Annotated in this window: 14 protein-coding genes; 4 read left to right on the forward strand and 10 right to left on the reverse strand. The window is 71.4% G+C overall.

Annotated features, from left to right (window positions below):
- From ACWD0J_RS25135 to ACWD0J_RS25150, 4 genes are all read right to left on the reverse strand, one after another.
- Positions 1-890 (reverse strand): YlbL family protein (locus ACWD0J_RS25135; RefSeq protein ID WP_451498083.1); only part of this gene is annotated, 890 nt, incomplete at its 3' end.
- Positions 891-964: 74 nt separating this feature from the next.
- Entirely contained in the window at positions 965-1,162 is a 198-nt protein-coding gene (locus ACWD0J_RS25140) for a hypothetical protein (protein WP_451498140.1), read from the reverse strand.
- 157 nt (positions 1,163-1,319) lie between these two features.
- On the reverse strand, positions 1,320-1,781 hold the full coding sequence (locus ACWD0J_RS25145) for a molybdenum cofactor biosynthesis protein MoaE (protein ID WP_451498084.1): 462 nt from the start codon (positions 1,779-1,781) through the stop codon (positions 1,320-1,322).
- Between the two features lie 219 nt (positions 1,782-2,000).
- Entirely contained in the window at positions 2,001-3,113 is a 1,113-nt protein-coding gene (locus ACWD0J_RS25150; protein WP_451498085.1) for an SDR family oxidoreductase, read from the reverse strand.
- Between the two features lie 192 nt (positions 3,114-3,305).
- On the opposite strand from ACWD0J_RS25150, the gene ACWD0J_RS25155 reads away from it, so the two are divergent.
- Together ACWD0J_RS25155 and ACWD0J_RS25160 are read left to right on the forward strand one after the other, a co-directional pair.
- Positions 3,306-4,748 (forward strand): zinc-dependent metalloprotease, encoded by a 1,443-nt coding sequence (locus ACWD0J_RS25155; protein ID WP_451498086.1) that lies wholly within the window; start codon positions 3,306-3,308, stop codon positions 4,746-4,748.
- Complete coding sequence (locus ACWD0J_RS25160; protein ID WP_451498087.1) at positions 4,745-5,266, forward strand: NUDIX hydrolase; 522 nt, start codon at positions 4,745-4,747, stop codon at positions 5,264-5,266. The genes ACWD0J_RS25155 and ACWD0J_RS25160 overlap by 4 nt, the downstream gene beginning before the upstream one ends.
- Positions 5,267-5,374: 108 nt before the next feature.
- On the opposite strand, the gene ACWD0J_RS25165 is transcribed toward ACWD0J_RS25160, so the two are convergent.
- From ACWD0J_RS25165 to ACWD0J_RS25180, 4 genes are all read right to left on the reverse strand, one after another.
- Positions 5,375-6,112, reverse strand: coding sequence for an AIM24 family protein (locus ACWD0J_RS25165; RefSeq protein ID WP_451498088.1), 738 nt, complete (start codon positions 6,110-6,112; stop codon positions 5,375-5,377).
- Positions 6,113-6,131: 19 nt separating this feature from the next.
- On the reverse strand, positions 6,132-6,809 hold the full coding sequence (locus ACWD0J_RS25170; RefSeq protein ID WP_451498089.1) for an AIM24 family protein: 678 nt from the start codon (positions 6,807-6,809) through the stop codon (positions 6,132-6,134).
- 5 nt (positions 6,810-6,814) lie between these two features.
- Complete coding sequence (locus ACWD0J_RS25175; protein ID WP_451498090.1) at positions 6,815-8,368, reverse strand: TerD family protein; 1,554 nt, start codon at positions 8,366-8,368, stop codon at positions 6,815-6,817.
- Positions 8,369-8,507: 139 nt separating this feature from the next.
- Positions 8,508-9,104 carry a M48 metallopeptidase family protein gene (locus ACWD0J_RS25180; protein WP_451498091.1) on the reverse strand — a complete coding sequence of 199 codons (597 nt, stop codon included), beginning with the start codon at positions 9,102-9,104 and terminating at the stop codon, positions 8,508-8,510.
- Between the two features lie 280 nt (positions 9,105-9,384).
- Here ACWD0J_RS25180 and ACWD0J_RS25185 point away from each other — a divergent pair, with 280 nt between their 5' ends.
- Together ACWD0J_RS25185 and ACWD0J_RS25190 are read left to right on the forward strand one after the other, a co-directional pair.
- Positions 9,385-10,599 (forward strand): TOMM precursor leader peptide-binding protein, encoded by a 1,215-nt coding sequence (locus ACWD0J_RS25185; RefSeq protein ID WP_451498136.1) that lies wholly within the window; start codon positions 9,385-9,387, stop codon positions 10,597-10,599.
- Positions 10,592-11,962, forward strand: coding sequence for an ABC1 kinase family protein (locus tag ACWD0J_RS25190; protein ID WP_451498092.1), 1,371 nt, complete (start codon positions 10,592-10,594; stop codon positions 11,960-11,962). The genes ACWD0J_RS25185 and ACWD0J_RS25190 overlap by 8 nt, the downstream gene beginning before the upstream one ends.
- 156 nt (positions 11,963-12,118) lie before the next feature.
- On the opposite strand, the gene ACWD0J_RS25195 is transcribed toward ACWD0J_RS25190, so the two are convergent.
- Together ACWD0J_RS25195 and ACWD0J_RS25200 are read right to left on the reverse strand one after the other, a co-directional pair.
- Positions 12,119-12,442, reverse strand: a complete 324-nt coding sequence (locus ACWD0J_RS25195; protein ID WP_451498093.1) for a hypothetical protein — start codon at positions 12,440-12,442, stop codon at positions 12,119-12,121.
- Positions 12,439-12,807 carry a WhiB family transcriptional regulator gene (locus ACWD0J_RS25200; protein ID WP_005480495.1) on the reverse strand — a complete coding sequence of 123 codons (369 nt, stop codon included), beginning with the start codon at positions 12,805-12,807 and terminating at the stop codon, positions 12,439-12,441. The genes ACWD0J_RS25195 and ACWD0J_RS25200 overlap by 4 nt, the downstream gene beginning before the upstream one ends.
- Positions 12,808-12,911 lie beyond the last annotated feature (104 nt).

Here is a 12,911-nt window from a genome sequence, read left to right on the forward strand (position 1 = left end):
CCGATCGGGCCGACCTTGCCGTCGTCGTCGATGGTGCCGGTGCCGGCGACGAAGGCGCCACCGGTGAGGCTGCCGGGGGTGAGCTTGTCGTAGATGCCGAGCGCGAACATCAGGCCGGCACTCGGCCCGCCCACGTCGGCGAGCTTGATGTCGATGGTGAACGGGAACGTGTGGTCGGTCCCCGCGGAGATCCCGACGATGGCCCGCTTCTCGCCGCTGTCGTCGGAGGTCGCGGTCGTGATGGTCACGTCCTGCGTCCTGGTCGCCGTCCTGTTCTTCTTCTCGGCGGCGGCCTGCTCCTTCGCGGGCACGATCGTGAAGGAGACCTTCTCCCCCGGCTTGTGCTCGGTCACCAGCTCGGCGACGTCGGCCGGCTCCTTCACCGTCGTACCGTCGACGGCCTTGATCACGTCACCGGCGTGCAGCCTGCCCTCGGCCGGGGAGTCCTTGACGACGGTCGAGACGATCACCCAGGACCGTACCGGGACGTCCAGCTCCTTCAGGGCGGCGACCTTGGCGCTCTCCTGGGACTGGCTGAACTCCTCGGCGTTCTCCTGGGTGGACTGCTCCTCGGTCTTGCCGTCGGGGTAGAGCGTGTCGTGCGGCACGACCTTGTTGTCGTGCGCGAGCCACCCGTAGACGGCCTCGACGAGGTTCATCTTGTAGTCGGCGCTGGTGACCCGCACGGTGGTCATGTTCAGATGCCCGCTCGACCCGTACGTCCTGCGCCCCGAGATCTGGAGTACCGGCTCGCCGTCGTGGTCCCCGAGCGTGTTCACGGTCGGCCCCGGTGACATCTCCGAATACGGCACGTTGATGAAGACTCCCGCGCACAGAAGCGCGATCAGCATCAGGGTGGAGGCGAGCATCGTCGCGGTGCGGCGTGGCATAGCACGACAGTACGGGACGTCCCTGTCAGCGCATCGTCAGGGCCGCGTCCGGGTCATGCGCCGGACGCGTCGGGTCATGTGCCGGAGCGGGGCTTCTCCATGGCCGCACGGAACCGGGCATATCCGTCCAGTTCGGGGCCGTCGCTGCGGGCCTTCCGGGTCCGGTTGGCCCAACTGCCCCACACACCGGCGCCGATCGCGGCCAACAGCGGAATCAGCAACCAGACGAGCGCCCCCATGCCGACCTCCAACCCCACCTGAACGATCGCCACCGAACGATCGCAACTGACTGATCAGCAGATTAACCATCCGCACGGACAACGCTCACGCCAGGGGTGCGGTTACGCAACCGGAGAGGTGAAGGACGAACGAGGGTTCGGCGGGCGGGCCGGATTCAGCGGGCGGGCCGGACTGTGCAGGCGGGCCCGTTCAGCAGGCGCCGACCCACTCCTCGGTCCCGTCGGAGAACGTCTGGTGCTTCCAGATGGGCACCTCGTGCTTGAGATCGTCGATCAGCTTCCGGCAGGCCTCGAAGGCCTCACCCCGGTGAGGGCAGGAAACGGCGACGACGACGGCGAGGTCACCGACCCCGAGGTCCCCGATCCGGTGGACCGCGGCGAGCGCCCGCACCGGGTACTCCGCGACGACCTTCTCGGCGATCCGCCGCATCTCGGCCTCGGCACTGGGGTGACACGAATACCCGAGTGCCTGGACATCGGCACCCCCGTCGTGGTTCCGCACGGTCCCCACGAACAGGGCGGTCCCTCCGGCGGCGTCGTCCCCGACGGCCCGGAAGACCTCGTCCAGGGAGAGAGCCGTCTCACGAATGGCGAGCAGCTTGACCGGGTCCTGCGCGACCTGCTCACCGGGATGGTCGTGTGTGGGTGCCATGCCTCCATCGTGCCGTACGCCGGCCACGACGGGGAACCGCGATCGCCCGGCACGCGCGCGTGGCCGTTCGGAGCCTCCTGGAGAGCCGACGCCGTCAGGCTGCGGGGAGTCGTGCCCCTGGGCGGCACGGACGAGTCGCCGAGGCGGGGAGAGTGGGGGCCCGTGTGGGACGCACGCCCGGCGCGGGCGCCGTCCGAGACCCGCGTGCCGTCGCGTCCCTCAGATCCGCCGCCGCGCCTTGCGGGCCCGCCGGACCACGGCCGCCGCACCCAGCAGGGCCACCGTCGCCCCCGCGGCCCCGGCCGCCGTCGCGTCCTTGCGCCCGAGCCGCCGCCCGACCACCGTGTGCCTCCCGGAAACCTCTTCGAGGAGCTCGGCGAGCACTTCCTCATTGGTCCACCGCGGCCGCCACCCCGCGTCGTGCAGCCGGCTCCCGCTCACCACCCAGGGGTACATCGTGTACGCCAGGTCCCCCGCCGGGGACGGCGTGAGCCCGATGCGGTGCAGCCGGGCCGCCGCCCCGAGCGCGACCGCCGACGGCAGCTCCATCCGCCGGATCCCGGTCAGCTCCTCGACCTCCTCCTGCTCCAGCCATCCGTCGCACCCGACGGCGAGCTCACCGTCGACCTTCTCCAGGACGGCGTACTCCAGCGCACTGCACAGGTCCTCGACGTGACAGAACTGCCAGGCGGGCCGGGACCCGGTGACGACGAGCAGCCGGGGCGACTCGAAGTACCTGGTCAGCGCGGTGTCCGTGCCGCCCACCAGGACTGCGGGCCGCACGACGGTGACGTTGAGTCCCGGATGCGCCCGAGGGGCCCTGCGGGCCAGCCGCTCGATCTCCAGCAGGTCGCCGACCCCGGTCGCCTCCGCCGTCGCCCGCAGCTCGGCGTCCTCCGACAGCGGCAGCTCGTTGTCCGGCAGGGCGCCGTAGACCATGGAGGACGTGCACAGCACGACCCGGTGGACCCCGGCCGCCGCGGCCGCGGTCAGCACGGTCTGCGTCCCCCGCACGTTGTAGGCCGTCCGGGCGGCGGCATCGGTCTCCAGGTCGAGATCGAGAGCCAGGTGCACCACCGCGTCGGCGCCCCGCAGCTTCTCCGCGATGGCCGGATCCCGGACGTCCAGGATGTGCCACTGCGCCGCCGCGCACTCGCCCCGCCGCTCGTCGAGCGCGATGACCTGCCTGATCTCCTGCGAAGCGGCGAGCCGCTCGGTGAGCAGGGCGCCGATGCCGGACGCGGCACCGGTGACCGCGACGACGGGCCCGCGCATGGCGGGACTGGTTGACGGGTTTCGCGCTGCGCGAACCTGCGGATCTGGGGAACTCACCGGGCGTCTCCAGCGGTTGTCTTCAGTACGGACGCGAGTGACGCGTACGTACCAGGTGGCATCCATCCTGCCGCAGGCCGACAGTCGGCGAAGCACCGAGGCCCGAACCGCCCATTGGTGTCTACGCTGGGTGGTGTTATCGGGCAGTCGCGCCGTCGGGACAACCGGCGGCCTTATCAGCCGAGGAATCCCGTGAGTGACACCCCATTCGGATTCGGCCTTCCGCCGGAGGAGCCGGACGACGGCGACGAGGGCAAGAAGAAGGACCCGCAGAGCGGCGGTGGTCAGGGACCGGCCAACCCGTTCGGTTTCGGCGGGCTGCCCGGCTCCGGAGGCTTTGGCGGCCCCGGTGCGGACAATCCGCTCGCTGCCATGTTCGGTTCGCTGAACCCCACCGACCTGGGCGCCGCCTTCCAGCAGCTGGGCCAGATGCTCTCGTACGAGGGCGGCCCGGTGAACTGGGACATGGCCAAGCAGATCGCCCGCCAGACGGTCTCCCAGGGCACCGCCGACGGCACGAAGGACGCGAGCGTCGGCCCCGCCGAACGCAACGCGGTCGACGAGGCCGTCCGCCTGGCCGACCTGTGGCTGGACGACGCGACGTCCCTGCCGTCCGGCGCGGGCTCCGCCGTGGCCTGGAGCCGCGCGGAGTGGGTCGAAGCGACCCTGCCCGCGTGGAAGGAACTCGTGGACCCGGTCGCCGAGCGGGTGGGCGCCGCCATGGGCGACGTCCTGCCGGAGGAGATGCAGGCCATGGCCGGCCCGCTGATCGGCATGATGCGCTCGATGGGCGGCGCCATGTTCGGCACGCAGATCGGTCAGGCCGTCGGCGTGCTCGCGGGCGAGGTCGTCGGGTCCACCGACATCGGCCTGCCGCTCGGCCCGGCCGGCAAGGCCGCGCTGCTGCCGGTGAACATCGAGGCGTTCGGCAAGGATCTCGGCGTGCCGAGGGACGAGGTGCGGCTGTATCTCGCCCTGCGCGAGGCCGCCCACCAGCGCCTGTTCGCGCACGTGCCGTGGCTGCGCTCGCACCTGTTCGGCGCGGTCGAGGGGTACGCGCGCGGGATCAAGGTCGACACGGCCAAGCTGGAGGACGTCGTCGGCCAGTTCGACCCGCAGAACCCCGAGCAGCTGCAGGACGCCCTCCAGCAGGGCATGTTCCAGCCGGAGGACACGCCCGAGCAGAAGGCGGCCCTGGCCCGTCTGGAGACGGCTCTGGCACTCGTCGAGGGCTGGGTCGACGCGGTCGTGCACACGGCCGCGAAACCCCGGCTGTCGTCCGCGGACGCGCTGCGGGAGACCCTGCGCCGCCGTCGCGCCTCGGGCGGCCCGGCGGAGCAGACGTTCGCCACGCTCATCGGCCTGGAGCTGCGCCCGCGCCGCCTGCGGGACGCCTCCCGCCTGTGGGCCTCGCTCACCGACGCGCGCGGTGTCGACGGCCGGGACGCCCTGTGGGCCCACCCGGACATGCTGCCGACCGCTTCCGACCTGGACGACCCGGACGGCTTCGTGCACCGCGAGCAGCTGGACTTCTCCGAGCTGGACAAGATGCTCGGCGAGGCGGCGGGCAAGCCCGACCTGAAGAAGAAGGACGACGGCTCCAAGGACGCGGACAAGGGCGACGACACCGAGTGAGCCTGTACGACGACACGGTCCTCGTCCTGAAGCAGTACGAGGACCAAAGAGAGCTGCGGCAGGCCTACCTCGACCATGTGGCGCAGCACCCGGACGGCCTGTGGAAGGCGTGCCGCTCGGGTCACATCACGGCGAGCGCCCTGGTGATCGACCCGGAGCGCGGCCGGGTGCTGCTGACCCTGCACAGGAAGTTGCGCGCGTGGCTCCAGATGGGCGGCCACTGCGAGCCTCAGGACGCCTCCCTCGACGCGGTGGCCCTGCGGGAGGCCACGGAGGAGTCCGGCATCGAGGGACTGACGCTGCTTCCGGGCGGCCCGGTGCGCCTGGACCGGCATGCGATCCCGCCGCCGTGCCACTGGCACTTCGACGTCCAGTACGCGGTCGTGGCCCCGTCCGGCGCGACACACGCCGTCAGCGACGAGTCGCTCGACGTGCGCTGGTTCGGCTACGACGAGGTGGCGGGCGTGGCGGACGCGTCGGTCGTACGACTGCTCGAGGCGACCCGCGCGCGGCTGTGAACGGGAGCCGCACACGGAAGTAAGGGGCGACCGGCCAGGTGGTCGCCCCTTACGTGTGCCTTCATGGCGTGTGCCGTCCCGGCGTGTCCTACCGGGCGGTGCCTGCGCTCAGGCGTTGCTCGCCCCGAGGGAGTTCCCCCGCATGCCGAACTGGCCGAGCAGCCCCGACGAACGCAGATGCTGCGGCGGCAGCAGCTCACTGGGCTGCACCAGGACGTGGCCGGTCCCGGAGAACTGCATCTCCCAGCCCTCGCCGGTGGAGCCCTTGCGACGCCACACGGCGGACGTGGAGGTGGGCGCCTGGAGCTGGGTCCGCAGGGACGTGGACCAGGCGACCACGGCGTCCGCGTCGCAGCAGACGTTCTTCTCCGGGGTGACCTCCATGACCAGCGGTTCGCCCGAGGTCATGAGGACGACCTGCCCGGTGCCGGACAGCTCCAGGTTGTAGGCGCCCGCCGACGCGATCTCCACGGCGCTGTCGACCGCGACGATGCCGACGCCCAGGGAGCCGTCGAAGGCGAGGACGTAGGAGCTGTCGACGGTCAGGCCGCGGCCGACCTCCATGATGTGCAGGTGCTGGGCCAGGTTGGCGAGGTAGACCACCCCGTTGCCCTTGCAGCGCATGAGCTCCAGGCGCTCACCGGTCATCCGTTCGACGTTGCGCCAGCTGCGGTTGCGGTACTGGCTGTCGAACTCCACCTGCCCCTCGAAGGCCACCATGGCGCCCTGCCGGGCGAGCACGGGGCTGCTGCCCCGGGTGACGTCGGTCTTGAGGAGCTGGGGGTTCTGCAGGGTGTAGCGGCCGGTGGACTCCACCGGGATGTGTGCGAAGAGTGTGCTGTGCATGATGTGCCTGGTGCTCCCCTCAGCCCCGGATCTTGAATCGGTCGCCGGTGTCCTCGCTCGGCTGGACGACCACGAAGCCCTGGCCCTTGAAGCCGATCTGGAAGGCCTCACCGCTGCCCCGCCCGAGGAGGGCGCTCGCCTTGACCGTGCGGCGGGCCTTCATGTCCAGGCCGGTGGTCCACGCGATGAGCGCGTCCGGGTCGACGTAGGTCTCCCGTTCGGCGCAGTCCAGGGCCATCGGAATGCCCCGGCTGACCAGCGCGACCCAGCCCGTGCCCCGTACGACGAGGTTGGTCAGGCCCGAGCCGGACAGCTTGGCGAGCCCCTTGACCGGCTCGATGGTCAGTTCCAGTGAGGCGTCGCAGGCCAGCAGGGTGGCGCCGTTGACGGAGAGTGCCTCCCCGTTGAGGTGCAGGACGATGATGTCGCCGCCGTAGTCGGCGAGGTACAGGTCGCCGTCGCCGCGGCAGAGCATCAGCCGGCCGCCCTCACCGGAGACCATCTCCTGCGCCGAACGGCGCAGGGTGGCGGGCGGTCCGTCGAACTGCACATAGCCCTCGTACGCGATCATCGAGCCGGCCTTGGCCAGCAGATCGTGTCCGCCGGCCATGGTGACCTTGAGCGTCTTGGAGCTGTGCACCGTCATCCGGACGCCGGTCGAAGCGGCGCGGTGCGCGCTGAGAGTCTGGGTGTCCATGGGCCTCACACCTCGAAGGGCTGTACGACGACGAAGTTGCCGGGAGCGCCGCGGAACTGGAGGTTCACGGCCTCCGAGGTCTGCCGGGAGTACCCGGAGCGGCGCAGCCTGAGCGCGGTCGTGGTGACGGCCTGCGCACCGGCGGACCAGGCGATGACGGCGTTCCCGTCGACGTAGGTGGCCGGGCCGACGGGGATGACGACCGGCACGCCGCGGGTCTTCACGGCGACCGCTCCCGTGCCGGAGAAGAGCATGCTGAACAGGCCTCCGCCCGGCAGGCCCGCGCCCTCGATCCGGCGGACCTCGGTGTCCAGCGCCTCGTCGAAGGCGAGCACTCCCTGCGCGCTGGTGAAGAGCTGCTCGCCCTGGAGGCGGATGACGAAGACGCGGCTCGCCTCGTCGGCGAGGAACACCTCACCGTCACCCGAACAGCGCATCAGGGACATGCCTTGTCCGGTGAGCGCCCCGGTGAGCTTGCCGAGCAGGCCGGAGCCCTTGTGGGCGAAGTCGATGTCGCCCTGGTAGGCGACCATGCTTCCCTGCTTGGCGAGGATCGGGGCGCCCTTGGTGAGCGTGGCCCGCACGAGCTGCGGGTTCTGTTCCGTCCAGCGGTCCCCGACGGGGGCTTCGGCGTACTTCGTCAGGACGACCCGCACGTTCGCCTCGGGCGGCACGGCCGCGATCGCCGTACCTCCCCCGAAGGGCTGTGCCTGGCCGGGGAAGGGCGCGGGAGCGCCCGGGGGCGTGAACGTCTGCGGGCCCGCCCCGGGAGGCGTGAACATGTGCGGACTCGTCGGCGCGGCGGGGGCTTGCGGCGGGCCACCGGGCGGGGTGGCGGGCGGGGCGCCGATTCCGCCGGGCGGAGTGGTCCCGATGATGGTGGGTGCCGTGTGGACGGACGGCGCCGGAGCGGGTGCGGGGGCGGGCGCGCCGAAGGCGGGTGCGGGCGGCGGCGGGGTCTGCTGCGGCGGTGGCGCGAACGTCGGTGCCGGGGTCTGCGCCGGGGCGGCCGGCGCGGGCGCGGGTTCCTCCTCGGCGACCTCGCCGCCGAAGTTCTTCAGCAGCGCGTCCAGGCCGCCGTCGAAGCCCTGCCCGACCGCGGCGAACCGCCACACGTCCTTGAGATAGAAGTCGCCCAGCATCACGGCGCGCTCGGTGGAGAACTCGCTGCCGTCGAAGGAGTACCGGGCCACCTCCTCGCCGCCGGCGACGATCCGGACGTATCCGGGGGCGATCTGGGACATCTGACCCGCGCCGTCGAGCGTCGCCGTGAACGACAGTTTCTGGATCTGCGGCGGGATCTGGTCGAGCGTGACCCGGAAGGCTTCGGTGTCGCCTGCCTGCGCACCCAGAAGCTGAATGGATGCCTCGGGGGACTTCGGCTGGTTGAAGAAGATGAAGTACCGGTCGTCCGAGAGCCGTTCGTCGGCGTCGAGACCGAAGCAGCTGATGTCGAAGGTCAGTCCGGGGCCGGAGATCTGTACACCGACGTACAGATCCGTGCCCGCGGTCAGGTCACTGATCTTGGCCTTGTGGCCGCGTTGGAATTCCCTGGCCATGCGTAACGACCGTCCCCCATCCCGAATGCAAGTGCGTCGCGACAGGCTAACGGCAAACTCGGACACCGGCGGAAGTCGGTACAGATCCGGTACGAAATCCCGATCGGGGACGCGGAGGGGATCGTGCGCGGGGGGATCGTCACTCCCCGCGGGCGCCCGGCAGATGGGGCAGCCGCTCGGCGGCGACCACGCCTTCGAGGTAGCCCCGGGCCCGTTCGGTCCGCGGATAGGCCTCCAGCAGCCGCCAGAAGCGCGGCCCGTGTCCGGGCACGAGCAGATGCGCCAGCTCGTGGAGGAGAACGTAGTCGACGACGTACTCGGGCATGCCCTGGAGCCGGTGCGACAGACGGATGCTGCCCTCGGCGGGGGTGCACGAGCCCCAGCGGGTGTTCTGGTTGGTGACCCAGCGCACCGAGTCGGGCCGTGCCCGGCCGTCGAAGTACTGGGCCGACAGCCGTTCCGCGCGTTCGGTCAGCTCGGCGTCGCCGAGGACGCGTTTGCTCTCCTGGGCGGCCAGCTTGTCGAGCATCACGCTCACCCAGCGCTGCTCCTCGGCCTCGGACATCCGGGCAGGGATGAGCACGACGGTGCGATCGCCCTCGCGGTACGCGGAGACCGTCCGGCGTCGACGGGCACTCCTGCGCACCTCGATCGCGCTCGCCCCCGAGCCGCTCGGCGGCTGGCTCGTCGTGCTGCGCTGTGACATTCCGGCGCGGTGCAGTGGGTCGGCGGGCACGCCCCGACGTTACCCGCTGCGCACGGGGGAAGTCCCGACTCCGGGACGGTTGGGTTCCGATCCCCCACACGGGTTTGACGCGTACGACTGACTTGACCGACTTGTGTGACGAATACCCACCGCCTGTGGACAACCCTCAGCACCGGACGGCGAGCCTGGGCCATGCTGGCACTCGACGGCACACGGGGATGTTCCACAGGAGCTACGAGGGTTACGGGGGCCTGCCATGCAACGGACGGACGCGCAGTCGACGCGATCGCAGTCGACGGTTTCCCAGTCGATCGTTCCGGTCGTGAAGCCCGCTCTCAGGCGCGGCTGGCGCGACCTCGGCACCGTGCAGTTCGGGATGACTCCGGCGCACGCGATGACGCTGGGGCCGATGGACGCGGCGACGGGCAGTTTCCTCGGCCTGCTCAACGGCACCCGCGGGCTCGCGCTCCTGCGGGAGGAGGGCCGTCGTATGGACCTGCCCGAGGGACGCGTCGACGTCCTGGTGGAGCGGCTGGCGCGAGCCGGGCTCCTCGACGACGCGAGAGGCGGCGGGCCGGCCGCCGATGCCCTGCGCGCGAAGCAGGAGGTCCTCGACCGGCTGCGTCCCGATCTCGCCTCGCTGTCGCTGACCGCGTCCGAGCCGGGTGAGGCGATCGGGCTCCTGGCCGCCCGCCGTTCCCTGCGCGTCCAGGTCAGGGGCGCGGGCCGGGTGGGCACGGTCGTGGCGTCACTGCTGTCGGGCGCGGGGGTCGGCGAGGTGGAGGTACGCGATGCCGGCCGTGTCGAGCCGGGGGACGTGGCGCCGGGCGGACTGCCCGCCGAGTCCGTGGGCGACCGCAGGGAGGAAGCCGCCCGGCGGGCCGTGCGGCGAGCCGCCCCGGACAGTCCGCCGCGCCGCGGACCCCGCGTCCCGTCCGCGGGCGACGAGGCCGGCCTGTCCCTGGTGATCCTCGCCCCACGCGACGACGTGGACGTGTACGCGCCGATCCCGTCCGCCGCCGACGCCCTGATCAGCTCCGGCACGCCCCACCTCTACGCCGGAGTCGTGGAGGCAACCGGAGTGGTGGGCCCGTTCGTCCTGCCCGGCGAGACGGGGTGCGCCGGGTGTCTGCACGAGGCACGCGTCGACCGGGACCAGGCCTGGCCCCGGCTGGTGGCCCAGTGGCGCTCCGGCCGGCCGCACCCGGCGCGCCCCTGCGACCTGGCGCTGGCCGCGACGGTCGCGGGGCTGACGGCGGCCCACGCGCTCGCCTTCCTGGACGGCCGGGTACCGTCGAGCGCCGGGGCACGCTGGGAGATCTCCCTGCCCGCTCTCACCTGGCATGCTCGGCCGGTCGGGGCGCACTCCGCCTGCCCGTGCGGAGCAGCGGAGAATGGTAAGGAGGAACACACCTCCAAGGGCGGGGAGTCGCACGAGACAATGGCGGAGCAACGACCGTCGAAGGAGTTACGTCGCGGAGTACACGCGGCGCGGCTTGCTGGGACCTGGAGGGCGCATGTCTGATCTTCCCCGGAAGGCGGTTACCCGTACCGCCAAGCTCGCCGCACTCCCGCTCGGTTTCGCCGGACGGGCGACCTGGGGACTCGGCAAGCGGATCGTGGGCGAGTCCGCCGAGCTGGTCGGCCGCGAGCTGCAACAGCGCACCGCGGACCAGCTGTTCAAGGTCCTCGGTGAGCTGAAGGGCGGCGCGATGAAGTTCGGGCAGGCCCTGTCGGTGTTCGAGTCGGCGCTTCCCGAGGAGGTCGCCGGGCCCTACCGGGCGGCGCTGACGAAGCTCCAGGAGGCGGCACCCCCGATGCCGACCCGCACCGTGCACACGGTGCTGGCGGACCGACTCGGCGAGGACTGGAGGGATCTGTTCCGCGAGTTCGAGGACAAGCCCTCGGCGGCCGCCTCGATCGGCCAGGTGCACCGCGCGGTGTGGCACGACGGCCGCGACGTGGCGGTCAAGGTGCAGTACCCGGGCGCCGGCGAGGCCCTGCTGTCCGACCTGAACCAGTTGAGCCGGTTCGCCCGTCTGCTGGGACCCCTGATCCCCGGTGTGGACATCAAGCCGCTGATCACAGAGCTCAAGGACCGGGTGTCCGAGGAACTGGACTACGGCCTGGAGGCACAGGCCCAGCGCGCCCATGCCGAGGAGTTCACGGCCGACCCCGATGTCGTGGTGCCCGGTGTGGTCCACCAGTGCGAGCAGGTCCTGGTCACGGAGTGGATGGACGGCGTCCCGCTGTCGGAGGTGATCTCCGGCGGTACGCAGGAGCAGCGCGACCGGGCCGGTCAGCTGCTGGCCCGCTTCCTCTTCTCCGGCCCCGCCCGCACCGGTCTGCTGCACGCCGATCCGCATCCGGGCAACTTCCGTCTCCTGCCCGGCGGCCCGGACGGCGAGGACGACTGGCGTCTGGGCGTTCTCGACTTCGGCACGGTCGACCGTCTCCCGGGCGGTCTGCCGGTCACCATCGGAACCTCCCTGCGCATGACGCTCGACGGCGATGCCGAGGCCGTCTACGAACTCCTGTGCGCCGAGGGCTTCGTCAAGGAGTCCATAGAGCTGGACCCCGACGCCGTCCTCGACTACCTCCTGCCGATCATCGAACCGGCCCAGGCCGACGAGTTCACCTTCACCCGAGGCTGGATGCGCAGCCAGGCGGGCCGCATAGCCGATCCCCGCTCCCCCGCCTACCAGCTGGCCAAACAGCTCAACCTCCCCCCGGCCTACCTCCTCATCCACCGCGTGACCCTGAGCACCATCGGTGTGCTGTGCCAGTTGGGCGCCACGGTGCGTCTGCGCGAGGAGTTGGAGGAGTGGCTCCCGGGGTTCGCCCCGGAGGACTTCCTGGACGAGGAGGAGACGGCCGCGGAGGCCTGAGTCTCCTCGGAGGTACCGGGTCGGTGGCCGGCCGTCTCGCCACGCCGCCGGGGCGACCACAACGCACCGCGGGGGCCGGTCCGTTCGGCCGGACCGGCCCCCGCGGTGCGAGCTGCGCCTCCCTCGTCGGGAGGCCACCGCCTCAGGTGTTCAGTACTACTGCATGACGGCCATGGCGAGCGCGCGGCGGGCGCGCAGCGAGGCGCGCTCGGCCCGGCGCTGCATCCGGCGGGCGGCCACCAGGCGCACGGCCTGTCGGTCCCGCTCGGCCTCGCGCAGTAGCTCGTGCATATGCGCACGAGCCAGGGCTTCTGGGATGAGTTGCATCTCTCGGGTCCTGTTCTGGCGCGAGTCCATCGCGCCGCTCATGGTGAAGTCTTCAGGCGTGGCGCCTGCGGGTTCGTCGGTGGACGGCTTCATCGGGGCCTGCTTCTTGGGGTCGTGCGTGAGGGGACGGTCGATCGTTCCTGTGGTGTTCATGCCGTGACCGGGTTCTTGCGCGGGCGACCACGCGGCCGCTTCCGGGCGACGACGACACCTTGGACGAACAGCTCGCCACCCCAGACGCCCCAGGGCTCGCGCCGCTCCTTGGCACCGGCGAGGCAGGCCTCCATCAGCGGGCAGGTGCGGCACAGGGACTTGGCGTACTCGACGTCCGCCGGCGACTCGGCGAAGAAGACCTCCGGGTCGTAGGAACGGCAGGGGACGGGTACGCCGAGGTTCTCGATGGCGTCGTCGAGCGCGGTGAGCGCGGTGAGCGGAGTCAAGGTGGAGTCCTCCGTGAGGCCGGGCGGGGGGATCGTTTCGGAAGGCGGTACTGACGGGGCGTGCGCTTCGAGTTGCACGGTTCGTCTTCCTCGTCTGGTCGGTCCGGCCCTGTTGGGCCGGGTGTCGGCTTGGTACCGGGTCTTTTCTTGTCCCGAGGCCCCTTCGCTCCGTCGTCCCCGTT

This window comes from Streptomyces sp. NPDC003011 (assembly GCF_053591515.1).